This window comes from Bacillota bacterium, from assembly GCA_013178045.1.
Lineage (GTDB): Bacteria > Bacillota > Ch66 > Ch66 > Ch66 > Ch66.
The window spans coordinates 30,673-56,435 of the sequence record JABLXP010000001.1 but is presented as its reverse complement, the minus strand read 5'-3'; the positions used below and the strand labels follow the sequence as shown (position 1 = coordinate 56,435).

At 50.1% G+C, this 25,763-nt stretch carries 28 protein-coding genes; 3 read left to right on the top strand and 25 right to left on the bottom strand.

Translation table 11 applies throughout. The features are described 5' to 3' along the window. The first annotated feature begins 10 nt into the window (after window positions 1-10). Window positions 11-217 carry a hypothetical protein gene (locus tag HPY81_00315; protein ID NPV25903.1) on the top strand — a complete coding sequence of 69 codons (207 nt, stop codon included), beginning with the start codon at window positions 11-13 and terminating at the stop codon, window positions 215-217. Between the two features lie 95 nt (window positions 218-312). On the opposite strand, the gene HPY81_00310 is transcribed toward HPY81_00315, so the two are convergent. From HPY81_00310 to HPY81_00245, 14 genes are all read right to left on the bottom strand, one after another. After that, the gene (locus tag HPY81_00310; protein NPV25902.1) at window positions 313-669 is read right to left on the bottom strand and encodes a YraN family protein; all 357 of its coding nucleotides are present in this window, start codon (window positions 667-669) and stop codon (window positions 313-315) included. Then, on the bottom strand, window positions 638-973 hold the full coding sequence (locus HPY81_00305; GenBank protein ID NPV25901.1) for a hypothetical protein: 336 nt from the start codon (window positions 971-973) through the stop codon (window positions 638-640). The genes HPY81_00310 and HPY81_00305 overlap by 32 nt, the downstream gene beginning before the upstream one ends. Window positions 974-984: 11 nt before the next feature. Next, complete coding sequence (locus HPY81_00300; GenBank protein ID NPV25900.1) at window positions 985-2,214, bottom strand: hypothetical protein; 1,230 nt, start codon at window positions 2,212-2,214, stop codon at window positions 985-987. After that, window positions 2,156-3,001 (bottom strand): ribonuclease HII, encoded by an 846-nt coding sequence (locus tag HPY81_00295; GenBank protein ID NPV25899.1) that lies wholly within the window; start codon window positions 2,999-3,001, stop codon window positions 2,156-2,158. The genes HPY81_00300 and HPY81_00295 overlap by 59 nt, the downstream gene beginning before the upstream one ends. Window positions 3,002-3,159: 158 nt before the next feature. Further along, complete coding sequence (gene ylqF / locus HPY81_00290) at window positions 3,160-4,041, bottom strand: ribosome biogenesis GTPase YlqF (GenBank protein ID NPV25898.1); 882 nt, start codon at window positions 4,039-4,041, stop codon at window positions 3,160-3,162. 119 nt (window positions 4,042-4,160) lie between these two features. Further along, window positions 4,161-4,502 (bottom strand): 50S ribosomal protein L19, encoded by a 342-nt coding sequence (gene rplS / locus HPY81_00285; GenBank protein NPV25897.1) that lies wholly within the window; start codon window positions 4,500-4,502, stop codon window positions 4,161-4,163. 123 nt (window positions 4,503-4,625) lie between these two features. Next, the gene (locus HPY81_00280) at window positions 4,626-5,204 is read right to left on the bottom strand and encodes an RNA methyltransferase (protein ID NPV25896.1); all 579 of its coding nucleotides are present in this window, start codon (window positions 5,202-5,204) and stop codon (window positions 4,626-4,628) included. An 8-nt stretch (window positions 5,205-5,212) separates the two neighbouring features. Beyond that, window positions 5,213-5,992, bottom strand: coding sequence for a tRNA (guanosine(37)-N1)-methyltransferase TrmD (gene trmD / locus HPY81_00275; GenBank protein ID NPV25895.1), 780 nt, complete (start codon window positions 5,990-5,992; stop codon window positions 5,213-5,215). Window positions 5,993-6,019: 27 nt separating this feature from the next. Then, window positions 6,020-6,535 carry a 16S rRNA processing protein RimM gene (rimM, locus tag HPY81_00270; GenBank protein NPV25894.1) on the bottom strand — a complete coding sequence of 172 codons (516 nt, stop codon included), beginning with the start codon at window positions 6,533-6,535 and terminating at the stop codon, window positions 6,020-6,022. 13 nt (window positions 6,536-6,548) lie between these two features. Next, window positions 6,549-6,968, bottom strand: coding sequence for a 16S rRNA processing protein RimM (locus tag HPY81_00265; GenBank protein ID NPV25893.1), 420 nt, complete (start codon window positions 6,966-6,968; stop codon window positions 6,549-6,551). An 8-nt stretch (window positions 6,969-6,976) separates the two neighbouring features. Further along, window positions 6,977-7,207 (bottom strand): KH domain-containing protein, encoded by a 231-nt coding sequence (locus HPY81_00260; protein NPV25892.1) that lies wholly within the window; start codon window positions 7,205-7,207, stop codon window positions 6,977-6,979. A 30-nt stretch (window positions 7,208-7,237) separates the two neighbouring features. Continuing rightward, the gene (rpsP, locus tag HPY81_00255) at window positions 7,238-7,510 is read right to left on the bottom strand and encodes a 30S ribosomal protein S16 (GenBank protein ID NPV25891.1); all 273 of its coding nucleotides are present in this window, start codon (window positions 7,508-7,510) and stop codon (window positions 7,238-7,240) included. 63 nt (window positions 7,511-7,573) lie between these two features. Beyond that, window positions 7,574-8,920, bottom strand: a complete 1,347-nt coding sequence (gene ffh, locus HPY81_00250; protein ID NPV25890.1) for a signal recognition particle protein — start codon at window positions 8,918-8,920, stop codon at window positions 7,574-7,576. 37 nt (window positions 8,921-8,957) lie between these two features. After that, entirely contained in the window at window positions 8,958-9,299 is a 342-nt protein-coding gene (locus HPY81_00245; protein NPV25889.1) for a putative DNA-binding protein, read from the bottom strand. 113 nt (window positions 9,300-9,412) lie between these two features. Here HPY81_00245 and HPY81_00240 point away from each other — a divergent pair, with 113 nt between their 5' ends. Together HPY81_00240 and HPY81_00235 are read left to right on the top strand one after the other, a co-directional pair. Continuing rightward, window positions 9,413-10,171, top strand: a complete 759-nt coding sequence (locus tag HPY81_00240) for a hypothetical protein (protein NPV25888.1) — start codon at window positions 9,413-9,415, stop codon at window positions 10,169-10,171. Between the two features lie 141 nt (window positions 10,172-10,312). Continuing rightward, window positions 10,313-10,522 (top strand): hypothetical protein, encoded by a 210-nt coding sequence (locus HPY81_00235; protein NPV25887.1) that lies wholly within the window; start codon window positions 10,313-10,315, stop codon window positions 10,520-10,522. Between the two features lie 128 nt (window positions 10,523-10,650). Here HPY81_00235 and HPY81_00230 read toward each other — a convergent pair whose 3' ends face one another. The 11 genes from HPY81_00230 to smc form a co-directional block, all read right to left on the bottom strand. Then, window positions 10,651-10,893, bottom strand: a complete 243-nt coding sequence (locus HPY81_00230; protein ID NPV25886.1) for a hypothetical protein — start codon at window positions 10,891-10,893, stop codon at window positions 10,651-10,653. Beyond that, window positions 10,857-11,657 carry an S-methyl-5'-thioadenosine phosphorylase gene (locus HPY81_00225; GenBank protein ID NPV25885.1) on the bottom strand — a complete coding sequence of 267 codons (801 nt, stop codon included), beginning with the start codon at window positions 11,655-11,657 and terminating at the stop codon, window positions 10,857-10,859. Before HPY81_00225 ends, HPY81_00230 begins: the two co-directional genes overlap by 37 nt. A 55-nt stretch (window positions 11,658-11,712) precedes the next feature. Further along, window positions 11,713-12,264, bottom strand: a complete 552-nt coding sequence (locus HPY81_00220) for an adenine phosphoribosyltransferase (GenBank protein ID NPV25884.1) — start codon at window positions 12,262-12,264, stop codon at window positions 11,713-11,715. Between the two features lie 80 nt (window positions 12,265-12,344). After that, window positions 12,345-13,667 (bottom strand): amidohydrolase, encoded by a 1,323-nt coding sequence (locus HPY81_00215; GenBank protein NPV25883.1) that lies wholly within the window; start codon window positions 13,665-13,667, stop codon window positions 12,345-12,347. Between the two features lie 31 nt (window positions 13,668-13,698). Then, a complete protein-coding gene (locus tag HPY81_00210; GenBank protein ID NPV25882.1) occupies window positions 13,699-14,403 on the bottom strand; it encodes a class II aldolase/adducin family protein in 705 nt (234 codons plus the stop codon). Further along, window positions 14,348-15,403 (bottom strand): S-methyl-5-thioribose-1-phosphate isomerase, encoded by a 1,056-nt coding sequence (gene mtnA / locus HPY81_00205; protein NPV25881.1) that lies wholly within the window; start codon window positions 15,401-15,403, stop codon window positions 14,348-14,350. Before mtnA ends, HPY81_00210 begins: the two co-directional genes overlap by 56 nt. Then, complete coding sequence (gene mtnP / locus HPY81_00200) at window positions 15,400-16,188, bottom strand: S-methyl-5'-thioadenosine phosphorylase (protein NPV25880.1); 789 nt, start codon at window positions 16,186-16,188, stop codon at window positions 15,400-15,402. The genes mtnA and mtnP overlap by 4 nt, the downstream gene beginning before the upstream one ends. 142 nt (window positions 16,189-16,330) lie before the next feature. After that, the gene (gene ftsY, locus HPY81_00195) at window positions 16,331-17,248 is read right to left on the bottom strand and encodes a signal recognition particle-docking protein FtsY (GenBank protein ID NPV25879.1); all 918 of its coding nucleotides are present in this window, start codon (window positions 17,246-17,248) and stop codon (window positions 16,331-16,333) included. 155 nt (window positions 17,249-17,403) lie between these two features. After that, window positions 17,404-19,539, bottom strand: coding sequence for a DUF1926 domain-containing protein (locus HPY81_00190; protein ID NPV25878.1), 2,136 nt, complete (start codon window positions 19,537-19,539; stop codon window positions 17,404-17,406). After that, window positions 19,532-21,778: a glycoside hydrolase gene (locus tag HPY81_00185; protein ID NPV25877.1), complete on the bottom strand. Its 2,247-nt coding sequence runs from the start codon at window positions 21,776-21,778 to the stop codon at window positions 19,532-19,534. The genes HPY81_00190 and HPY81_00185 overlap by 8 nt, the downstream gene beginning before the upstream one ends. A gap of 174 nt (window positions 21,779-21,952) precedes the next feature. After that, window positions 21,953-25,528: a chromosome segregation protein SMC gene (smc, locus tag HPY81_00180; protein NPV25876.1), complete on the bottom strand. Its 3,576-nt coding sequence runs from the start codon at window positions 25,526-25,528 to the stop codon at window positions 21,953-21,955. Window positions 25,529-25,763: the final 235 nt, after the last annotated feature.

Sequence of the window (25,763 nt, the reverse complement as noted above, 5' to 3'; positions counted from 1 at the left end):
GTTGGTCTACATGGAAATCGATGTTCGGGGGTTAAGTTGCCCAATTCCGGTTATTAGAACTAAAGCGGCCGTCGAGAAAGGCGAAAAATCACTCCTGATTATGGGGGATACGGAAGTCGCTCGAGAAAATGTGGCTAAATACCTGAAAGGTGCGGGCTTTTCGATTGTGGATAACGGGGTAGAAAATGGGGTTTGGTGCATCAAAGCCGAAAAATAGTTTATTTAAATCATCTCGAAACTGTTAAAACACCCTCCTGATTTGGAGGGTGTTTACAGTTCCAGTTTACTGATCGTAAATAGATAATTTTCTATCTAAAACGCTCCCTTTATATGCTGGATGTGTTTAACTTGCCCGTCCGCATTCAACTGAACAGAGACCACATCGAATCTGACCTGGTGATAGGCCAAACCCCGGCGAAGAATAAAATACTCCGCCACTCGCCGAACTCGCACCTGCTTCCGGTCGGTCACGCTTTCCAGCGGTGACCCGAATAAGTTCGAAGTACGGGCACGCACCTCAACAAAAACAATATGCTCCCCATCGGCTGTAATCAGATCGATTTCTCCTAACCGGCAACGAAAGTTCCGGGCTAAGAGGCGATAGCCATTTTTCAGCAAATATGATAAAGCCGCCTCTTCACCCATCTGCCCGACCAAGCGTTTGCTCACCACCACTCACCCTTCCCATCGCCTTGAGTGCAGCGCGTGAATTCAGCCGGTAGACAAACGCCAGAACTTCTGCAACCACCTGGTACAGCTCTACCGGGATGACCGCATTAAGGTCCAGCACCGCCAGTCTGGCTGCCAAATCAGGATTATAGTGAACTGGCACATTATTCTGCCTGGCCAGGGAGAGGATCCGCTCCGCTACCTCACCCTGGCCCGTGGCTACCACCCGGGGAGCAATTTCTGAGTCAGGCTCGTAGCGTAAGGCAACCGCTATTTTCCTTTCATCAGAAAACTGTTTTGGCATTGTTGTCACCTTCAGATCGTTACATCCAAACGTCGCCAATCCTTAACCTGTACCCAACCCGTCAGACTGGGTCTCCAATCGGGAACCGGGCCCAACGTACAGCGTTGCAATGCCACCCGATAGCCCAGGCGGCCCAGAGTCAGCTCCAATTCTGGCCAAAATACCATAATCAGGTCCCGACAAACTTCATTTTCCACCGTGATATTTACCCAGATATTTTTTTCCGAAAACTTTAAATCAAATACTTGACGACCGAGTAACGGGGTTTCCAAGTTTAAAATTACCTGGACCTGAGGGGTATGGTTTTCATCTTGATGGCGTTCATCACGATATATTGTCAGGGCGACCGAAACAAACTGACTGGGGATAAAAAATGGCAATTGCCAGTAAAAACAATCGGGTACTTCAACATAAGTCTTAGCCGCACTGGATATAACCTGTTGGGCGGTTAAGGCGTCTACCGCCAATTTCAGATCATCAGTTAATTTGGCGACCAGATTAGGATGTAATCGTAAGGTGACTCCGCTTTCCTTTAACTCCTGACCAATCATTTGCAGAAGCGCCTGGAGCGCTGGCATAGAAACAACCTGGCGGTGCAGTTGCTCAGCCCCGACCGTCGCCGGGAGGTCCAGATTGACCATCATTTCTGCTCGGAGCCTTTCTAACAAATTTTTCAAAAAGATTAATCTGGTTGGTCCCGCTGGTTCATCCGTTATCAGGGGTTCGATCACCCCGGTATTCGGTGAGTAAGCCGGCGGTGAAGCGCATATCTCATTCAGACTGGTAATAATTCGTTCAAGTAAAGAACTCAGCCTGGTTGGAGATTGCCAAAAATCATTCATGCGTTGCAGGGTAATGATGTTCGGGAGAGTTATCGGCAACTGAAGCCACCGCAATTGGTTGACTATTTGCATGGTTTTATCGGTAACCGGTACTCCCAGCGATTGGAGCAGTTGACTAAGGTCATGATCCGTAACTGGCTTAAGAGCCTCAGAAATTAGTTTGAGATAGACTTGCCCATCACTACTGCCCAGTACCTGCAGGCAGATCTCGTTTCCCGGCTCAAAGTCAATCAGCGAAAAAGCCTGAACTATTTGGCCCTCCAGGCTGAGGCTGACCCGACCAGCAGCGCCAGATTCAATCACCCGAGCATTAATAACTCGACCGGGAGCAAAAATCAAACTATGAACAGTTGACGGCTGTAGAATCAGGGGAGCCTGAGTAAAAGAGACTGGCAGCATAGTGATCCTCCATAAGCAAATCTCGCACCGGGGCAAATGTGCGTCGGTGAATGGAACAAGGTCCCAAACTGGCCAGAGCCCGAAAATGCTCCGGTGTCGGGTAACCCTTATGTTTAGCAAAGCCATAACCAGGAAAAAGCACATCGTAGAAATCCATCAACCGGTCTCGTTCAACCTTGGCAATAATCGAGGCCGCCGCGATGGACGCTGAAAGGCGGTCCCCTTTGATAATGGCCGTTTGCGCTTGAAAAACCCCGGGTATCTGAACCGCATCAACCAGGAGATGTTCTGGAGCCACATCCAGGTTTTCGACCGCCCGACGCATGGCCAGCAGGCTAGCTACCCTGATATTCATTTGATCGATTTCCTGCGGAGAAGCTAAGCCTAAACTCCAGCTGATTGCTACCGCCTTGATCCGCACTTCCAGTTCCTCTCGTTGCCTTGGTGTTAGCTGTTTGGAATCATTTAAACCAGGCAGTTGCACTTCGCCAGGTAAGACAACAGCCGCGGCCATCACTGGTCCAGCTAACGGACCGCGCCCAACTTCATCCACCCCGGCCACCAGCTGACAGTTATTGTTCCAAAGCTGACGCTCATAGATAAACAACTTACGCAGACGGCTGTTCTCCTGTTGACGACGAGCCTGCTGGCGCTGGAAGCCGGCAAGCAACTCCCGGACCTGTTTACGCGGGTCAGTTTTCAGTAGCTCTATTATTTCTGAATTTATTTCCGCTTTGTTGTCCACAAACATTTTTCTGAGTTCAGCTACCGTTAATTCGTTAATCAGCAATACGCTCACCACTTTTAAGTATTGCTTTCATCCCACCATCTGGTACTTTCATACAGATGGAAGTCTCGATTTCTATTTTCGGCACAACTTTCCTTTGTCCTGCAAAGTTAAAGGGAAATAACAAAAGAATTAAATATAACATTAAACCCAGAGGGTTAATACTCCTCTGGGTTATATATGGCCGGCTCAATTTTCGGGACATCATCAAGCGTGATTCGGCCCATCTTCCCTTCTCGAAACTCCTGCAAGATCAGATAGGCTGATTTGACTGAGTCCACCACGCCGCCCGTCTGTAAAAAGCCACGTCGGCGTCCGATCTCTAGCAAAGTCTCTCGTGGATCTTCTTTCACCTCAGCCAGGCGATACCGTTCCAGGATGGCCTGGGGAGCAATCCGGCTGAGCAGGTCAATCAGCTGCAAACCAACCTCTTCAACATCGTAGACCAGGTCACTAACCGCCCCGGTCACCGCCAGTTTAAAGCCAACCTCCGGGTCATCAAATTTGGGCCAGAGGATCCCCGGTGTATCTAGAAGTTCAAGGTCGTCACTTAAACGAATCCACTGTTTTCCCCGGGTAACACCCGGTTTGTCCCCTGTTTGGGTTACCGATCTACCCGTCAGGGCATTGATAAAAGCCGATTTTCCGACATTAGGTATACCCACCACCATGACACGGACTGCTCTTGGCCGACGTCCCTTGGCCATTAAGGCCCGCATTTTCTCCTCAGCCAGGTGATTAGCCGTCGTACTGACCTGACGCAGGCCGGAGCCAATCAGAGAGTTGACCACTACCGTCGGTAACCCCTGCCGCTTAAAGTAGTTACACCAGGCACCTGTCTTTATGGGATCAGCCAGATCTTCTTTGTTCATGATCAGCATCCGCGGTTTGTTTCCCACCAGACGCTCCAGATCGGGGTTACGGCTGCTGGCAGGAATACGCGCGTCCACCAATTCAATGACCAGATCAACCAACTTCAGGTTCTCCTGAATCAGTTGCTTGGCCTTAACCATGTGGCCTGGGTACCACTGAACCTCCATACTATTTTTCACCTACCATCATCATGAAAACCACGCAACAACACCATGGTACACAGGGTTAACAGGGTTAAATGTTGTTAAGGGACTGAATGAATACCAGTCCCTTATTATCTATGCCTCTATCTTTTTTCCTTAATCCGAGCCGCCTTACCAACTCGTTCACGAAGATAATACAGTCTCGACCGACGAACACGACCCTGTCTGACCACCTCGATCTTTTCCAAACGGGGTGAGTGCAGGGGAAAAGTTCTTTCTACGCCAACGCCGTATGAAACCCGTCGAACAGTAAATGTCTCACCCAAGCCGGTACCCCGTCGCCGAATCACGATCCCTTCGAACACCTGGATCCGCTCCCGGTTACCTTCAATAACTCTCGCGTGTACCCGTACGGTATCGCCTGGTCGAAAAGCTGGGAGGTCATTCCGCATTTGTTCTTGTTCTATGGCTTTAATCAGATCCACTCTTCTATGTACCTCCTTCCGTCATGACGTTCATATCCAATACTTGGGATAGCGGACCGTCCTTGTTTCCCAGAAACTATACATGTAACACGGTTGATATTATAGCATACGCCAGATCAAAACTCAAGACTGCCACCAATTGCTACCACACAGACGGTCAACAATAATGGCCACCGCGCTGCGCACAGACAGGTGGTTGTATTCAGCCCGACCATAGATGGGCTCTAAAATATAATCGGCTTGCGCCATAAATTCCCTGGTTAACCCCCAGCCAGTGCCGAAAACCAGGAGATAGCACCCGGGAATATTCTCAATGCGCTGCCGCATTTCTATATAACTAATCGAGTTCGGGTAAGTTCGGGCATCAGTAACGATCACCTGAACCGGCTGCTGATATTCTGTCGCGATATCGGTTATCGCCTCCTCAATCGAAGAAACAAGGCGCAAAAAACCAAAAGCCTGACGCCGGTCGGGATTGTATTGCGCACCAAAGCCCACCTGCCAGTAAGTCACGATCTCCTGGGCTAATTCTCGTTGGACCTGATGAGGGTGAATAACATAATAGCGTTCTAGTCCGTACGTTGCCGTTACCCGCGAGATATCGTGGAGATCAAGATTGGTGATGGAAGTCGCGATCACTTCCATTTTTTTGTTATAGACCGGGTAGTGAACCAAACTGATAAATACCCTTGAGCGCTCCATGTCTCTTGTCACCACGCATCCGGCCGGTTGTGCCGATTTATTCCTTCCTGACCAGGAGAACCCTGTTTGATTCGCTCCAGTATCTGCTGGTCTTCCGGAGTAAGCAGAGCCCGTGCCAGGAGATCCGGTCTCCGAAGCCAGGTTCGTCTTAAAGACTGTTCACGCCGCCAACGGCGGATCTGCTCGTGGTTGCCAGAAAGCAATACGTCCGGCACCGACAGGCCACGGAACTCTCTCGGCCTAGTATATTGAGGGTACTCTAACAGCCCATCAGAAAAAGAATCCTGCCAGGCCGACTCCACTTTCCCCAGCACCCCGGGGATCAGCCGGGCGACCGCATCTACCACGACCATCGCTGGCAATTCTCCACCGGTTAAGACATAATCCCCGATGGAAATATCTTCGTCTACCAACTCCTCACGAACCCGTTCATCAATTCCCTCATAGTGGCCGCAGATAATAATCAGGTGAGTCAATTTAGCCAACCCGGCGGCTTTAGCCTGATTAAATAGAATGCCCTGAGGAGACATTAAAACTATGTGGGGCCGAGGCCGTTGGGGATCGAGCACACTTTCTACAGCCGCGAAGATCGGTTCCGGCTTCATCACCATTCCGCTCCCGCCACCAAAGGGATAGTCGTCAACCGTACCGTGCCGGTCCTGGGAGAAGTTGCGGATGTTAATCAGATTCACTTTCAGAAGACCTTTGTCCTGGGCCCGCTTAATAATGCTTGCTCCAAACGGGCCCTGAAACATTTCAGGAAAGATCGTCAGGATATCAACTCTCAACCTAAACTCTCCTCACCACTAACCTAATTAATCCCATAGACCAGCCGGGGGCGCAATAACCAGACGCTGGTTTTTTAGATCGATTTCCCGGACCACCGATTTAAGCGCTGGGACGAGCAGTTCCAGACCCGCAGGATTACGGACGCTGTAAACGTCATTGCTTCCCGTCTTGATGACATCGACCAATTCTCCGATATAGTCTCCCTCAGCGGAAAAGACCTTAAGCCCCAGCAATTGAAAAATATAGTAATGACCTTCAGGTAAGGAAACGAGTTCAGATTGGTCAATTTGGATCAATGCGTTGCGCAGTTCAATAGCGGCATTCATGTCCTTAACTTCACGGAACCTTAAGATGACAAATTTGCGGTGAAGCCGCGCCCCGGCGACATGCATTTCTCGGAGTTGCCCGTTCAAGTTGATCATCACCTTATTAAGCTGGCTAAACCGTTCGGGAAAATCAGTCAGGGGGAGCACCCTTACCTCTCCCAAATGCCCGTGAGTGGTCGTAATTTTGCCAATTGTGATCAATTGTCCTTGTTTCAATGTGTTTCACCCGCTAACTTTCCCGTAAAGGAGACCTGATTTCCACCACCACGTTATCCTTCAGCACAATTTCCATGTGCATCACTTTGTCCCACCGGTCGCCCACCTGGACCTCAATCAGACCTTCTACCAACCCTTGAACAACTTCCTCCCCAACGTTTAAACGGCCGATTTCCTTGAGTTTAGCGAGAAGTTGATTTCTCGTGTCCTGCCGTTTCTTGATCTCGGTGGTAATTTGCTGCTGAGCCGCCATGAGTCGTTGGGGATCAGCTTTTAATTCCAGCTGAACCTTCTTGAGGGAAAATTCCAACTGCTGAAGTTCCAGGTCGAGCTTCTTAATAGCTTCCTGAACATCTGCCGCCAGCTTCCGTTTAAGACCTTCTGTGACGATAGCCTTTACCGGAATCTGTCGCTTAACAACAACCTTTTCCATCTTGATACCTATTTCAAGATTTCAACAACTACGCGCTTACCTTCTTTAGCAGCAGCTGCTTTAACCACAGTGCGGATCGCTTTCGCGATCTTACCCTGCTTGCCAATTACCTTACCCATATCGTCTGCGGCCACTTTAAGTTCAAGGATAACAGATTTTTCACCTTCAACCTGTTTGACCTCAACTTTGTCTGGATAGTCGACGAGGGCCTTCGCTAGAATCTCGACTAAATCCTTCATTTCCAACACTACCCCCTCAGAACTTAGCCACTAGTTTCCCTTTTTGGATTCTTCCAAACGCTGGAGGATACCAGCCTGGCGCAAAAGGGACTTGACCGTGTCTGATGGTTGTGCCCCGTTGTTCAGCCACTTGATGGCCTTTTCCTCATCAATATTAATGATCGCGGGCTGTTTGGTCGGATTGTAGTACCCAATTTCCTCAATGAAACGACCGTCACGCGGTGAACGAGAATCAGCCACCACCAAACGGTAGAACGGTTCCTTCTTCGCGCCCATTCTTTTAAGTCTGATCTTCGTTGCCACAGTTTCTCACCTCCTTATCTTAATCCCTCAACATCTTTTTATTCAAGGCTAAGAATAAATCAATTACATAAAGGGAAATTTGAATCCCTTCGGCCCTTTGCCGGTATTCATTTCCGACACCTGTTTCATCAGTTTTTTGGTTTCTTCAAACTGTTTAAGTAGACGGTTAACGTCCTGCACGCGTGTGCCGCTTCCGCGGGCAATCCTTTTCCGTCTACTTCCGTTAATTATCGCCGGGTTTCTTCGTTCCTCCGGCGTCATTGATTTGATCATCGCTTCCAGGTGCACAAACTCTTTAGGATCAATCTCCCGCTGCCAAGCCTTAAATTTTTTCATCCCGCCGAAGCCGGGGAGCATTCCCAGAATCTGATCTAAAGGACCCATAGATTTTACCTGCTGCAACTGCTCCAGAAAATCTTCCAGCGAAAATTCCTGTTTGCGAATTTTTCTCTCTAATTCTTTGGCTCGCGCCAGATCAAAATTTTCCTGGGCTTTCTCAATCAGACTTAAAACATCGCCCATCCCTAGAATTCGCGAGGCCATGCGGTCGGGATAGAAAGGCTCCAGAGCGTCCAGTTTTTCACCTATACCGGCGAATTTAATCGGACAACCAGTAACCGCTTTAACCGACAAAGCCGCGCCACCACGCGTATCACCATCAAGCTTGGTTAAGATTACCCCGTCCAAGCCCAACTGCTCATTAAAGACTTGCGCTACATTAACTGCGTCTTGACCCGTCATAGCGTCGACCACCAGCAAAATCTCGTGCGGACACACTGCGACCTTGATTTCTTGCAATTCAGCCATGAGTTCTTCATTTATGTGTAGCCGACCAGCGGTGTCGATTAAGACAATATCCCGGCCATGGGTTTGGGCATATTCCAAGGCACCTCTCGCGATCATCACCGGGTTCTGCTTATCGCCCATGGTATACACGGGCAAATCGAGCTGTTCGCCCAAAACCTGTAATTGCTTGATCGCCGCCGGTCGATAAATATCAGCCGCCACCAGCAAAGGCCGGCGTCCCTGGCGGCGTAGTAGGTTGGCCAACTTACCCACAGTCGTGGTCTTACCCGCCCCCTGTAAACCCACCAGCATTACCACGGTTGGCGGCTTGGCTGCTAAGTTAAGCCGGCTCTGCGTGCCCCCCATTAAATTCGTCATTTCTTCGTAAACGATTTTAATCACTTGTTGGCCGGGAGTTAGACTCTGCAAGACCTCCTGCCCCACAGCTCTTTCCCTGACCCGGGCGACAAAATCCTTAACCACCTTAAAATTAACATCCGCTTCTAATAGAGCCAGACGGATTTCCCGCATTGCTTCGGTCACATCGGCTTCGGACAATTTCCCTTTTCCCCTCAATCTCTTGAAGGTTTCCTGCAGCTTCTCCGCTAACCCCTCAAAAATCATTTGTCTCAACCTCCTTCTCCTGGTCAGGTGGCCCGTTTCAGCTTGCTAAAATATCTTTCACGATCCGCTGGATCTCTTCGATCTTTGTGAATTCATGGTTGACCTGAAATTCCTCCAGCAACTCCGCTACCCGGCTCAACTGCTGCCGGTCAGTCATAAACTTGGCAATCAGTCCCAACTTAGCTTCATATTCCTCCAGCGTCTTTTCAGCCCGCCGGATCAAATCATACACTGCCTGTCGACTGGTTCCATACTCTTCCGCGATCTCACCTAGCGACAGGTCGTGATCATAGTATAATTCCATAACCTGCCGCTGCTTATCGGTTAACAGTTGTCCGTAAAAATCCTGTAACAAGGCCATGCGACTAACTTTTTCCAGCACGTTCCTCACTCCAAGGTGTTAAGGATTTTTACTTAACAGGTAATATTGTAACGAAGTTATCATCTACTGTCAACAGGAATTGTTTACTTTCGCGGGGTGGTTTAATTTGCATGAATAGAGATTGTCTGCAAAAAATATCAGTAAAGACTAGCGGCAAAGGAAGTGAATACTGCTTGGATATCTTTTTGGCGTTTACGGGCGGAGCCATTCTTCTCCTGGTCGCCCTGATTTCTTTTTCCCTCAAGATCTTTAACCCGTCTATCCTTAGTCTGGCTTATGGGGCAACTGGTGGTTTATTGATTGGAATTACACTACTAGATTGGCTACCCGCCGGAATTGCCTTTCATAATCTGCCCACAGTCATGTTCGGAATGTTGGGTGGAGCAGCAGGCACTCTACTGCTGGACACTATTACCCAGTTTAAGGTTAAGCCTGGACCCGCGAAACGTCTGTTTTCTGCCAGTTTAGCTCTAGTCATGGCGCTGTTCGTTTTCTACTTCGTTGAGGGGCTGTATTTAAGTGTTTATCTGGTACCGGAAACTCTGCTTCCTTCAATAATAAAAATTGCGTTGAACAGTTTATTGTTCGGATTCGTTCTGGGAACTACCTTTGGCGCTTTACAAACCAGTTTCCTCAAGTTGACTCTGATTGGCCTTGGCGCGGGCATTCTATTGGTTACCGGCACCACCCTCACCCTATTAATTCCGCTCATCCCGGCTATCGTCTTTTCCTTAAGTCTGAGTATAGCCACCGGTACAGTCTGGTACACAGTCCTGACGACTATTCTACCCACTGGCCTCAAGCACAGGCGATGGCTAACCCTGGCTTCAACTCTTATATCCTTTACCCTGTTATCCGTTCTTCGCTAGCCAATCCTATTCCCTAGTTCCATTATTGTCTGTGTTTCCTACTTGATTCCTTAGTTACCAGTAACATTCTCATTTTACCAAACATATACTGCACTAGAAAAATTAACCGTTTTGACAAAATTGATAAAAGGAGGAGATATTTTGTCTCATCACAAAAAAGACTTTAAACATTTTCTCAAGCGCCGAATTGGCGACCCGGTTTCACTTCTGCTCAAGAACGGAGCCCGGGTGAACGGAATATTAGAGAAGGTTAAACACGACTATGTGGTCCTCGGCGACGTCCGCGACCCGAGAGCCGTACGGTTAGACTGCATTTGTGAAATCGCCTGGAGAAAAAGCCACTGCCGGTAGGGAAAGTAAAGGCTCTTATTGTCAGACGAGATACAATCCAAAATGGAAATGCCTAGACATATTATCTGCAATGACGGCCATAGTAATGGTTACAAGCCAGGAGCAAGGCGTATCGCCTTGCTCCTACTCTACCGTTTGATAAACATTTGCGCCCAATAATAGCGCAGGTTTCCGCCCGCTGCGTAACCGACCCCAATTTCATTATCGTTAGGGTTCAAGATATTCTGCCAGGCAAACAAAAACCCTTCCCAGTTCAGCGAACCGGGAAAGGCCAAAATCTTTCGCTCTGCCTGAATTGTCCTAGCTATTATCTTCTCATTATTTTTGCCCAGCTCTAGCCGAGCCGTCCGGCGAGTAAGTGTTTGTAGCAACCACAAGCAGGTTCATCTGGGATGGCCTCAATTAACTCGTACAACAGGTCCCGCAGTTTATCATTATTTTTCTTAAACACTTCGATCACCTGTTCATGGGTAACGGGTAAAATGTCGGGGTGCCCTTCCAATCCAACGTCGTAATCAGTAATCAGAGAAATATTGACATAACACATGCCAAGTTCCCGCGCCAAAACACACTCGGGATATTGAGTCATATTAATTACTTCCCATCCCTGATTGGCAAACCACTTGCTCTCTGCCCGGGTGGAAAAACGCGGTCCTTGAATAACCACAACCGTCCCCTTATCATGAACTGTTATCCCAAGCTTTCTGGCTTTTTCAATGGCTAAAGCCCGCATTTCTGGGCAGTAGGGATCGGCAGTTGATATATGGGTGGTGATTGGCCCATCATAAAAAGTGTCCTTGCGTCCCCTTGTTCGGTCCACAAACTGGTCACAGATTACAAAATCACCCGGCTTCACATGGGCCTGCAAACTGCCAGCCGCACACGGTCCGATCACCCTGGTTACACCCAGTTCTTTCATTGCCCACAGGTTGGCCCGATAGTTGATCATGTGTGGAGGCAACTGGTGTTCTTTACCATGTCGGGGTAAAAACGCCACCCGCTTATTGCCGATCTTCGCCAGGGTAATTTTGTCACTGGGCGCGCCAAATGGGGTATCTACCTTGATTTCTTCCGTACCGGCCAGGTGATAAAAACCAGATCCACCAAAAACACCGATTACTGCACGTTTCTCCACGTTTACACCTCCGTATTCCAGAACATCCCTCGACAGATAATTAACTTTTTGCCAACTAGAAATTAATCATGGAAAAGACAGGATAACCCGCCAGTTTTTCCCGGCCGTTTAAAAAGGTCAATTCCACCACAAAAGCAAACTCGACCACCTGTCCACCCAATTGTTCCACTAACTCTTTCACTGCTGCCGCCGACCCACCGGTAGCCACCAAGTCATCAATAACCAGTACCTTCTGGCCTGGCTGGATGGCATCGCGGTGCATTTCAATAATCTCTTTGCTGTATTCGGTTTGATATTCAGTCTTAATCGTTTCAGCCGGCAGCTTGCCAAGTTTACGTACCGGCACAAATCCCACTTTTAGAGCCGCAGCCAGCGGAGCACCGAATATGTATCCTCTGGATTCGATAGCGACTACCACATCAATCCCCTTGTCCTGATAACGGTTCACCAAGCCCTCGATCACCTCACTGAAAGCCTGACCGTCTTTGAGCAAGGTGGTAATATCCTTAAACATAATGCCTGGGATCGGAAAATCAGGGATATTACGGATTTTCTCCTTCAGATGGTCATACAACTTAAACACTCCTTTCCCTGCATTCAGGTCCATTGAATACTGCTTATTTCTACGTTCGCAAAAAAAATCCTGCATGGCCTAGACCGTCTTTCCTGATTTTGCCACCATTGCTTTCAGTTCCTTCTATTAACTAACCGCGGTGCTCGCCGTGCGACTTCTCGCATAATCTCCCGTTCATCCAAGGATAATACCTTGCCATTCTCAACCACGATTTTGCCATCAACAATTACCGTATGTACATCAGAAGCCAGAGCTGAGTAAACCAACTGGGCCGTCAGGTCATAGCAGGGATAGAGGTGGGGTTTTTCCAGGTCCACCAGAATCAAATCTGCCTTGTATCCGGGAACGAGACACCCGATATCTCTTTCCAGACCAAGGGCCCGGGCCCCTCCACAGGTGGCCATCTCCAGCACCTGGTAAGCAGGAAGCGTTGTGGGATCCTGAGTTGTCACCTTCTGCAAAAAGGAGGCGGACCGCATCTCCTGTAGAAGGTCCAGATTATTGTTGCTGGCAGCAGAATCCGTACCCAGCCCGACAATCGCCCCGGCGCGGAGCAGTTTGGCGATGGGTGCTACCCCACTGGCCAGTTTCATATTGCTCTCCGGGTTATGGGCAATCCCCACCGCATTTCGGACCAGAATCTCTATTTCTTCATCAGTCAGGTGAACACAGTGGGCAGCCAGAACTGGGCGGTTAAACAGACCAATTTTCTCCATCAGTTTTACTGGCGTCTCACCATAGGTAGCCCGGACATCTTCCACCTCAGTCCGGGTTTCGGCCAGATGAATATGCAGACCTACTCCCAATTCATCGGCCCGCGCCATTACCTTCTCCAGGAAGGCTGGCGGACAGGTGTGGGGAGCATGCGGTCCCAGTTTAGTGGTAATCCTCCCTTCGACTTTTCCTTCCCACGCCTGCACAAACTCACTGGCCTCGTCCAGCTTCCGGTCAGCATCAGGACCAAGTCCAATCATTCCCCGCGCTAGAGAAGCCCGAATGCCTGAAACCTCTGCCGCCTGGGCCACTTGCTCCATAAACATGTACATGTCCGCAAAACAGGTAGTACCAGATTTTAACATCTCCACTATGGCCAGCAGTGCCCCCCAGTAAATATCCTCAGCCGTTAACCGTTCTTCCGCTGGCCAGATTTTTTCCTGCAGCCAGGGCATCAGTTCCAGGTCATCAGCATAACCGCGAAAATAGGTCATCGCTGCATGGGTATGAGTATTGACTAAACCAGGCAGAGCCACCTTGCCGGTGCCGTCAAAGGTCCGGTCCGGGCGCCAATTTGCTGGTAATTGACCATTATGGTCCAGCTCCCCTGCCGGGCCCAGCGCTAGAATCCGGTTACCCTCGATTGCCAGATCTCCCCTGTGTATTATGTTGCCCTTGCCGGTCATAGGTATAATCGCACAACCTTTGATCAATAGCTTCATCATCTATTTCCCTTCTTACCTGTTAATGGCTTCACCTCTGTCCGTAGCGGTGCTGAAAATAGTCATGGAGACGGACAACATCAGCCTCAGCCAGCACACAGGGCCTCCCTAACCCCTGCGCCAACAACAAGATCTGAGCTGCCTTCTCCACCACCTGGCACACCGTCAGAGCCTCATCAACCCTGCGCCCGACCCCAACCAAACCGTGGTTGGCCAGCAAAACCGCTCCCCGCTGGTCAAGGGCGGTGACAGCCGCGTGCGCTAACTCACCACTACCGGGCAAGGCATACTCGGCGACCACGACCGGGCCGCCCACGACCTGGGCCAGTTCCTCGGTGATTACTGGAATTGGCTGTCGCACCACCGCACAAGCTGTGGCAAAAACACTGTGGGTATGGACTACTCCACCAACATCTGGCCGGTTTAAGTAGATGGCTACATGTAAAGGAGTTTCAATGGAGGGTTGGCGGCAACCCTCCACTATCCGCCCGGTTAAATCAACCACGACCATATCTTCCGGTTTAAGGGTGGCGTAGCTCATGCCGCTCGGGGTAATTACCACCCAATCCGTGTCCGGAACCCGCACGCTAACATTGCCCCAGGTCCCAACCACCAGGCCAGCCTCTGCCATCTGCCGTGCGGTTTTCCCAACCAGCTCTTTGGCCTTCACCAGTTGATCATTACCCACTTTGCCCACCCCGTTCGACGGCGACCAGCTCGGCCAGACTCTGTTCATAAGGTGGACGCGCGATGCCGCGGTCAGTGATGATCGCAGTAATTAAACGGTTCGGGGTTACGTCAAAGGCTGGATTGTACACCTTTACGTCAACCGGGGCGATCCGCTGGCCGAACACGTGGCGCACCTCTTCCGGATGGCGCTCTTCAATTGGAATATTTGCCCCGGTGGACAAGGACAAATCAAGCGTTGAGGCTGGGGCAGCCACATAGAAGGGGATCCCGTGAGCATGGGCGAGAACAGCAAGACTGTAGGTCCCAATCTTATTCGCCACGTCTCCATTGGCCGCGATGCGGTCAGCTCCGACAATTACCAGGTCAACCTTGCCTTGCTGCATCAAATAGCCCGCCATATTGTCCGCGATCAGAGTCACCGGGATTTGGTCCTGCAACAGCTCCCAGACAGTCAAGCGAGCCCCCTGCAGCAACGGTCGAGTTTCATCGGCGTAGACTTCAGCCACCTTACCCACCTGATGCGCCGAGCGGATTACTCCCAGAGCAGTCCCATATCCTCCAGTAGCCAGCGCACCCGCATTGCAGTGGGTCAGAATTCTGGCCTGAACCGGCACCAACTGACTGCCAAGCTCGCCGATTCGCCGGTTCATGGCGATATCCTCTGCCAAAATGGCTTTGGCTTCCGCCTCCAGGCCAGCTTTAATCTCGTCTACCGGGGCTTGTTTTTCCGTTTCCAGCCTAGCCAGCATCCGTTCAATCGCCCAGAACAGATTAACCGCCGTCGGGCGGGTCCGACGCAAGGTATCGGCCGCTTGTTCTACCAGAGCCACCAGTTCGGACTGGTTCTGGCCGGTATACTGTTTGGCAGCCAGGACCAGTCCGAAAGCCGCTGCCACCCCAATGGCCGGCGCTCCTCGTACTTGCATTGTTCGGATGGCCTCAGCAACGGTGATATAATCCTGACAGGAAACAAACTCCGTTTTCAGAGGCAGCTTGGTTTGGTCCAGCAGTTTTAAGCAGTCTCCTGTCCATTCCAGGGCCTTCATGGCTTAACCTCCTCTAGAATTTGTCCGCAGTCACAGTAGCGCTCCTCGGTTAGTTTAGCCACCGCCTGCATAATTAATCGGCGCAGATTTTCTCCGTTCTGCTTCATCACGTCCAGAACTTCCTGATGAGTTAGTCTAGTCGGTGAAATACCGGCCGCAAAGTTGGTGACCATCGCCACGGTCGCGTAACAAATTCCCGCTTCTCTAGCTAAAACAACCTCGGGAACAGTCGTCATCCCCACCAAGTCGCCCCCCAATTTCTGAAACATCCTGATCTCTCCAGCGGTTTCAAACCGGGGCCCCTGAGTACAGATGTAGGTTCCGCCAAAGTGGGCGGTCAGGCCAATTTCCTGGGCCGCTTGGGCCAGTACTTCCCGCAACTCTTGACAGTAGGGAAAGGTCAGATCCACGTGGACAACTCCGTGCTCACCCCCTTCAAAGAAAGTCTGAATCCTCCCGTGCGTAAAATCAAGGAACTGATCCACCAGCACGAAATCTCCGGGCCGCATCTGTTCATTTAATGAACCGACAGCCGCCGTCGCGATGATTTTTTTGACACCTAGCTCTTTTAATCCCCAGATGTTCGCCCGATAATTAATCAGGTGCGGGGGAACGGAATGCTTCTCCCCATGGCGAGGCAGAAAAGCCACCTCATTTCCCGCATACGTGCCAATTTTGACCGTGATTTCTCCATAGCGAGTCGGGATAACTTCTTCCCTGATATTACTTAAAATTTGGGGGTCATAGACCCCGGTCCCCCCAATGATTGCGTATGGAACACCCATGATCCACTCATCCCTTCACCATAAATTTTGTAGAAACATAAGCATATTTTCCGCCAACCACCCATGCCTCACGACACACCCAGGACATTTAAAAGATCGACTGCAACCAGCCGCTGTTTACCGCAAAGAAAGTGACAAAATGCTACGCCTCAGCAAAGAGGGCATCCACAAACTCTGACGCTGAGAACTCTTTTAAGTCATCAAGCTTTTCCCCGATGCCGATGAACTTCACCGGGATTTGCAGTTCAGACGCAATGGCGACAACGATCCCGCCCTTCGCCGTACCATCGAGTTTGGTTAGCACAATACCCGTCACGCCGGTGGCCTGGGTGAACAGCCGGGCCTGGGAAACAGCGTTCTGGCCGGTAGTTGCATCCAGAACCAGCAACACTTCGTGAGGTGCCCCGGGGTATTCCCGTTCAATAACCCGCCGCACTTTTTTCAACTCTTCCATCAGATTAACTTTCGTGTGCAGCCGTCCAGCGGTATCAATAATCAATAGATCAGCCTTACGTGCTCGCGCCGCCTGGAGCGCATCAAACACCACGGCAGCCGGGTCGGCTCCTTCACGGTGTTTGATTACTTCCACCCCCACGCGCTGTCCCCAAATCTCTAGCTGGTCAATCGCCGCCGCGCGGAAAGTATCACCCGCCGCCAGTAAAACCTTTTTCCCCTCCTGACGAAAGCGGTAAGCTAATTTACCGATGGTCGTGGTCTTACCCACCCCGTTGACCCCAACCACCATAATGACACCAACTCCCTGGGCCGGTAAGCCTATTGAGACGTTAGCCACACTCAGGATTTCGTGCAACTGCTCCTTGAGAATGTCTCTTAACTGGGCAGAATCACTGATTTTCCTCGTCTTAACCTCAGCCCGCATCTGTTCGATCAGCCGCAGGGAAGTGTTGACCCCCACATCAGCTTGCAACAGCACTTCTTCCAATTCCTCAAAAAGTTCTTCATCGATTTTTTTATGGAGACTCAAGATGTCCTCAACTTTACCCACTAGGCTCTGTCTGGTCTTGGTCAGCCCCTCTTTCAACCAGTTGAATATGCCCATTATTCATTCTCCTCTCTAACTAATAGCCATTAGTTCGTTAACCTGATAAAGACCTGCATTAAATGAAAAGGTTAAGGAAATAAAACCTCAACCTTAAGTGATATTGTATCATAGTCGAATGGTGAATAAAAAGTAAATCTTACCGGTGCTGGGGACTAGTGCCATTCATCAGCCAGGTTTTCAACTACCCAGTTCAGATTAACCCGCCAAGATTCCCCTGGTTTAAGTTCCAGCTTCCACCGGGGCATAACCATTGAAGATTGGTACGTCTTTTCCCAGCCCTGCTCTGACTGCGAGACGGTCTCAACCGGCCAACGCCATAACCAGGCTGGCTGGTCCCAGGACAGAGTAACCTGACCACCCATAATCCGGTCCACCAGACTGACCTGTTTCACTCCTTCATCCTCGCCCCAACTGGCCAGCGAACTTGGCTCGGGGGGCTCACCATTTAGCTGATATTGCCCCCACTCTGAGCCGCAAGCCGGCATGGATAAATTAAACTCGATCCCGAATGTAACGTTGACCGGTGTTTCACTGCAGTTCTCCACCAGATATTCAGCCCGCAGCTGGCACTTTTGGGGAGTAAAGGTAAAAGTCTTAGAAACCATAATGGGCTGTTCCCACCCAGCATGCTTTAGCCGGCCCTGACGCTGTAAGATAACCCCGCCTTCTTTTCCTGACGCCATCTGCACAGTGTACTCACCAGCCACAAAATCTCCGCTCTCGACATATTGACCGGTGGCATATTCCGCCAGACTGACCTGGTCAGCAAAGAAATGGTCAATAAATGAACGGCGCTCATAGCGATCGTAGTACAACTCGCGACGCCATTCGGCCTCTCCCTGGCCTTCGTGGTGGTGGATGCTGGGAATCCCGTCCTCCTCGGCCGGGGCAGACATGTCCAGAGGCTGGGCGTGGTAGTGCTCAAACCGGCGCGACAGTGTGTTGAGGATATTGGTTTTCAGTTCCTTGACACTGAACTCATACATCTGTCCGCCGCTGATTGGTGTCAGAATACAGGTGTAGGCGGGGCCGGCGATGACAATTTCTGCTGCCCCGTCTTTATCAATGTCCAGCATTTCCATACTTAATGTGGTCTTCCCTTCCCTCGCGTCCAGTACTTGCTCGCAGGCGATCAAGTGCCGGTAGATGGCATGCCGGAGATGAGGTAAGTAGAGCCCGCCAAAGACTCCGTGCCAATAAGCATCATTGGTCTGACCCCGGTAGAGTTCCCGTTCGGCCTCTGCTCTGGCCATACCAGCCGGCAGGCTTTTTAGGCGTTCACTCAAATACAGCATTTTCTTATGCATATTGTTGCTTTCCGGATATTTAACAAGAAAATTCTTCCAAATACCCCCTCTGATAAAGGGACGAAACCGCTCTAGCTGGCAGTTGTTTTCCAGTTCCCGGTGAACCTCGCTAAATTGTCTGGCACGGTTAGCGGGTAAAGACCACTGGCCCATTTCAAAGTAAGACGCCGTGGGAAGATAGATCCTGCCCAGCGGCCGCTGCTGTGCCATTACCTCAGAAAAGGTAGCCGTAACCACCCAGTTCTGATTATGCTCCAGCAGTGAGAAAAACTGTTCGAGCCATCCCTGCTCATAAACCCAGGCAAAAGTGTGCGGCCAGCTGCCATATTTTTCTCCATCATCTACCACAATAGCGCAAGCAGACTCACCTGATTGGGCGATTTCTCGTAAATAGTCAATAGTTTTTTCCGGCGGCTGAAACGGGGTCAGGTAACGCAGGTTAGCATCAATGGGGAAAACGGCTAACGTATGTCCCTCTTCCTCGGTTAGATAATAACCATGCAGTTCCGGCTGGCTGAGCCCTGCGCTGATCAGGTGATAGTCGTCAACCAGAACGTATTGGATGCCGGCCCGTCTGATTGATTTAACGATCGCGGAATCCCACACCCGCTCGGCCAGCCACATTCCCCGGGGCCGCTGGCCGAATTTATCATTAAGATACTCAGACAGCCACTTCACCTGTTCCACGCGGTCGTGTTCGGGAATCGCCGCCAGAATCGGCTCGTAGAATCCCCCCCCGAGCAGTTCCACTTGTCCGGCCAGCGTTAATCCCCGAACGAGATCAAACCAGTCGGGATGATTTCTTTCGATCCATTCAAGCAAGCCCCCGCTATAATGGAGTGTAACCTTAACCGCTGGGTGCTTACACAGTACCTCCAGAAACGGTCGATAGGAATGCTGATAGACGTTCTCAAAAATAAAATCAAAATTACCAATGGGTTGGTGGCAGTGAATGCCGAACAGAAGTTGTACCTTATTCATACTGGGGTCGTCCTCCTGCTGAAAATCTTGACTCGCTGGTTGTATTCAGGCCAGGCAAGTTAATCCAGAGAGGGGCGCCGGCCGGCCATTTTTCAAGTTCGCCCCGCTCATTGGCGATAATAACCGCTAACGCAAATCTCCTTGGCCCAACCAGACCAAGGTCAGACAGTGGAATAGCCAATTCTAAGACTTGCTCTAAGCCAAACTGCTTGATTGTAGTCACATGTTCGGCTGCTCCATCAGTTTGCCGCCGCAGTTCCACCTTCATCCTCGCTGACTGCTCAAGCTTACCTGGCTGAGCACAAACCTCAATTAGATAACTGTTATCGTGGACCACTTGAAAAATAATGCGCGGCTCTTCTCCGTAAGATTCACGCAAATCTGGTTCAGCCCCCTTCAGCCACTGACAACCCGCCCCATCCAGGCGGATAAACAGGTACGTATCATTAAATCCAAACCACAGCCTTTCAAATAAATAGTTGGCCCGCTGCATAGTCACGCTACCTTTGGTCAGGTCTAATGAACCGGCCGCCAGCCACTCATCGCTACTGGTTTCCCGTCCATCGATTACCGGCCAAATATAGCCTACCGGCTCATTGACCAGATCGATGGCACCGGTTTCCGCCACCGGCCGTTCGAGAAAGGCTGGCGGTTCCCAATTAAAACTGCGGTAGACATTGATTAGATGACGACGAAAAAGTTCATCAAATTCAGCATCCAGCGCACTGGAATGGGTATCGCCAAACCACCAAAACCAGTCGCTCCCCTCCGCCATCAACATCGACCGCCAGGCCAGTTCCTGATCTTCAGTTGACGCAGGTTGCTGTCGGCTGAGTCTAACCAGATCGTTCCGTGCTCGGGCCAGATATTCCCAAGCTCGATTTTTGGGTTTTTGCCCGATCCAGGTCGCGAAATTTGCCCCGATCCAGGAGCCGGGGAAGATCGTGCGCAGTGTCTGGTGCGTACCAAATCTGGCTAAATATTCAGAAAAAGTAACCAGTTCAAGTTCTGGATGATCAACCAGGGCCCGATAAATCCCGGTGAGAAAATCATACCCATTATTATGATAATGTTCCCAGGCGTTCTCCCCGTCCAGAATAATCGAGACCAGGTGGGAACGGCCATCCGGCAAGTGCCCTTTGAGTTGCCGCAAACGGTGTATTAGGTCTCCAATGGCATCATTGGTATGCCAACGGTGGTATACAAAGCCAATCAGATCCGATATGTGATGGTCACGGAAAAAGATATTCAAGCTGCCATCCGATAGTTCCAGTTGATAGGGCTGATACAGCCATTCTCGGCTGTCCCAATCACAAAACCCCTGTTGATACAAAGTCCTCCCCAGGATTTCTTCATCAGAAGCCGTCCAACTAATTCCATTAGTAGCCATGAGTTCAAGAGCCGCTCGACTAACTGCGCCCTCAGAGGGCCACATACCGGCCGGTCGCGTTCCAAAAATCTCTTGATGGAATTCAATGGCCTCCCTAATCTGCCGGTCAGCATCCTCTGGAAAAGCAAACCGTTGAGCTGGCAAAGGAACATCAGATTGGGATTCTCTGGCCACACAGGTATCACACAGCAGGGGCAAAATGGGGTGATAGAACGGTGTGGTGGATAGTTCAACCACCCCTTCAGCCTGGAGTTGCTGATACAGGGGAATCAATTCCCTGATGATCTGTCGCTGCTTATTAATTATCACTTCTTTGTCTCCGGCCGTGTAGTTTTCCCCTTTAAGAATTAGCTCTTTTAGTTCCGGGTCCCGGGTCTTAGGTAAATAGCCAAACCAGGCCAAATTAAACCACACCTGTAAATCCATGATATCTTGGTGGTTAAAACGGGCTAATTTATGCTCCCAGGAGTCATAGCCGTCTCGTTTCTCCCAAAGTTGGAGATAGCGCGGATACGGTCTGATCAGATTATCAAAATTAGCGTGGAAAAAATTTTGGAGCAAGAAAAGTTTTTCCCCATAGGTCATCTCGCTCGGGTCTTTTTCCGTGTACTCCAAATAAAGGTCACGGCCTTCACCACCAGCGTAATCGAGCAGCTGCACCAAAAGTGAGGGCACAAAATTAAAGTTAGCCTTCGCCCCTTGAACTTCGGCCACAATTTTGCCCATATCATAATAACTTTTTATTCCGTGGAGCCGAACCCACGGCAGAATATAGCGGCCCTGGCGCAAGTCCTTGTAACAAGGCTGGTGCATGTGCCACAAGACACTCACATAAAGACGGCTTCCCATACTCTGCCACTCCCTCTATAGAAACATCATTAGAAACATCATTCCCGGGTTAACTGAAATCCAATCTTCCTTAGTATCCGCCAAATAGTGGAGGGAAATACTTTGAGGCGAAAATAGAGAAAATAAAAAAAATAAAAAGGTGTTCCAAATGTTTGGATACACCTGGTTTAATGCTTAACTGACCTTCTCTAAAACGTCCGCCAATCTGACGGAAACCAGTTTGGACACTCCATTGTCCCCCATGGTCACCCCGTAGAGCACATCCCCCGCTTCTATCGTTCGCTTGCGGTGGGAAATCACCAAGAACTGCGTTTGGTGAGCGTACTCGGTGAGGAACTGAGCAAACCGCTCTCCATTAATCTCATCAAGTGCTGCCTCGATTTCATCCAGGACGCAAAACGGGCTTGGCCGGGTACGCAAAATAGCAAACAAAAGGGCAATTGCGGTCAGCGCCCGCTCGCCGCCCGATAAAAGGGACAATTGCTGCAGTTTCTTCCCCAGTGGCTGAGCAATTATTTCCACCCCGCTCTCCAAAATATTCTGATGTTCAGCCAACCGTAGTTCAGCTCGACCACCCCCAAACAACTCCTGAAAAACATCGTTAAAGTGAGCATTAACCTCATTAAAGGTTTCAGTAAATTTCTTAATCATTAAACTATCCATTTCGCTAATCACTTGATAAAGAGCCTGCTTGGCCTCTTCCAGATCCACGCGCTGATTCCTCAAGAAATCCAAACGCTCATTGAGGCGCTGATATTCTTCGATCGCCCCCAGATATACCTCACCCATCGCTGCCAACTCATCTCGTCTGGTCGCGATCTCTTCAACCGTTTCTCGACGGTTCACCAGCTCCGTCTGATTGGCCAGAGCCTGTTCAAAGGTTAATCCATAATTTTCCATTATCCGCTGCAAATTGCTCTGGATCTCCATTTCTAAGCGACCGGCTTTTAGTTCGGCCTGATGAATCTGACTGCGCAAATCAGTCAGGTGCTTCTGCCCATCCCGCCATTCTTCTTCCGCCTGAGCAAGTTGACTGGCCAGTTCAGTCCGCTGGGTGTGGAAAAACCTTAACTTCTCCCGGGCGTTCTGTTCTGCCTCCATGATCTGGGCTAAGCGAACCTGTTCTTGAGTGATCACTTCTTGCAGGCTGACCTGTTTTTGTTTCAACTCAAGCAAACGCCGCTGTTTAACCAGATGATCCTGTTCATATTCTTTTTGTGTCTGCCAGTACCGCTCCAAACTCCTGAGCAAACCCTGCAATTCTCTGTCTAATGCCGTCATGTCTACCTTAGCCGCCATAATCCGCGCCTGAAGTTCCTGAACTAACCGACGTTTGTCCTTTAAATACTGCTGAGTCGATGCGATCTGGTGCTCCAGTTGTACCTGTTGATATTCCAATTCTGTGATTTTCTGGCTTAATTCCTTCTGATGCTGGTCATCTTTCTGCACCTGCTCCTTAATATCGTATTCCTCATAGGTTAAAACATCGCCGCGTTGCATAAGTTTACGCAGCTCTTCCCGCTGGTAGAGCACGTCTCTCTGCCGTTCAGCCAGTTCGATCTGCCAGGTGTGAATCCGCTCCTGAATACGGTTCAACTGTTCATCCAGTTCATTTAACTCGTGTTCCGTTTTTTTCTCCCGTTCCTGGCCTGCCAGAACTTCCAGCTCAAGGTTGTCAACCAGCTTCTTGAGTTCGGCCAGTTCCTGCTTTCGTCCAAGCAAGGTTGAATCACGCAGCGGCTGGCTTCCGCCAGTGATTGAACCACCTGGGTGTACCACTTCCCCGGCCGTTGTGACAACTTTCCAGGTGAATTTAGTCTGACGAGCCAGTTCAAGAGCCTGCTCCAGGTTCTCCACGACCAGAACCCGCCCCAGCAAAAATTCGGCTACTATTTGGTAGCGTGACTCAAACGCGACCAGGTCAGCAGCCCGGCCCAGAAACCCTGCGCCGGTCTGTTTTAAGTTAATAATAGATGGTTTGACCGTTAGTGTATTGAGCGGCAGAAAGGTGGCACGGCCCCAGTTTCTAGCCTTGAGTAACTGTATCACCCGGTTCGCCACCTGATCGTTTTCCGTTACCAGGTACTGCAGCGCTCCTCCCAGGGCAACCTCGATGGCTTTTTCCAGTCCCGCTGGGACTTTAATCAGTTCCGCTACCGCACCACATACTCCTTGGGTCAGTGGTTCACCTCTTTTTTGTGAACGCAGAACCTCCCGGACAGAGCGGTTATAACCCTCAAAATCCTGCTCCATTTCTTGTAAAACACGCAGTCTTGACCTGGTCGACTGCAGTTGTTCTTTTAGTTTGCGCATTACCTGTTGTTCTGCCTGGCCCCGTTTGGTAACTTCGGCCTTACGCCCCTCAAGGGCTGTTCGCTGTCGCTCTAATGCCGCTACTTGTGTTTGTCCCTGGTTTAATCTGGCTTCTTCCTGGGCAATACGTTTTTCCCATTCCTGTTTCTGGAAGAAAAAGTTATCTCTGGCTTTTTGTAATTCCGCCAGTTTTCGGACGCGATTCTCCCGATTGAACGCCACCTGCTTCAATTCGTGACGACAGCTGCCTAAAGCGTTTAATATTTCAATCAACTCACTTTTTCCATCCTCTAGAGAAGCCTCACCGGCCACCACTTCCGCTTCAGCTTGTCTCAAATCTACCTCCAAACAGGTGAGTTCCCTCTCCCATTTCGCCAACTCCTCCTTCAATCGAGCAACCTTTCCTTCTTCCAGCCCGTATTCTTCCTTTAGCTGAGCCAACCGGTTTGTGAGTTCCTCTATCTCTTCCGTCAGTGCATAGGCCTGGTCAGTAATATTCTGCCAGCGTTCCTCGGCCAGACGGATCGAGGCCTCGCATCTTTCCCGCTGCTGACTCAACTGGTGAACTTTTTGTTGCTGTTCGCTGATCTGCTGATCCTGTGCTTGCAGATCCCGACGGTATTCAGATACACTGGATTCCAAACCTGTCACCAGTTTTTCCTGTTCAGCCGCTTCCTTCCTCCAGGCCACAAGTTGGGCCTCGACCATTTCCCAGTCACGCTGTAGTTTCTCCAGATCATGGGTCCATAAATTAATTTCCAGTTCTTTGATGCGCTCACGGCATTGTTTGTACCTTCTGGCTTGCTCAGCCTGAATCCGAAGCGGTTCAAGCTGATTTTCTAATTCTCGAATGATATCGCCAATGCGTAGCAGACTCCTTTCCGTCTCCTCCAACTTGCGCATCGCTTCTTTTTTCCGGAATCGGTATTTGGTAATCCCGGCGACCTCTTCGAGCATCAGCCTCTTATCTTCCGGCTTAGAATTTAAGACTTCTTCGATCTTTCCCTGGCCAATTATCGCCAGCGCTCCCCGGCCCAGACCAGTATCCATAAACAGTTCCTGGATGTCTCGCAGGCGACAGGGGGTCTTATTGATCAGGAATTCACTTTCCCCCGACCGGTACAGCCGTCGGGTGACCCGGACCTCACTGAACTCCACGGGTAAAAAACCAGTCGCGTTATCAATCGTGAGCGACACCTCGGCCATCCCAACTGGGCGCCTCCTATCACTGCCGGAAAAAATAATATCCTCCATACGCTCGCCTCTTAGGCTGCGGGCATTTTGCTCCCCCAGCACCCAACGGATGGCATCAGTAATATTGCTCTTGCCACAACCATTCGGCCCAACAACCACGGTCACCCCAGGACCAAACTCCAGGTCCAGCTTATCGGCGAATGATTTAAACCCTTGAATCTCTAACCGCTTTAATAAAGCCATTTGTTCGACCTAACCCCATTCCTCCTGAACACTTAAAATCTTAAGCAAGTTTTTAATGCAAACCAAGTCGCCCCTCATGCTATTCATAGAATATCAATACCCTCATCATGCGTCAACCTCACGATAAATACCCTTACTAAAGGTGCTTTTCCACAGCCCGAGACTACAGTTGCTTCCCCTAAACCCAATAATAATTGCATATCGCAACATAGGATGCTACAATAATATTGCATAT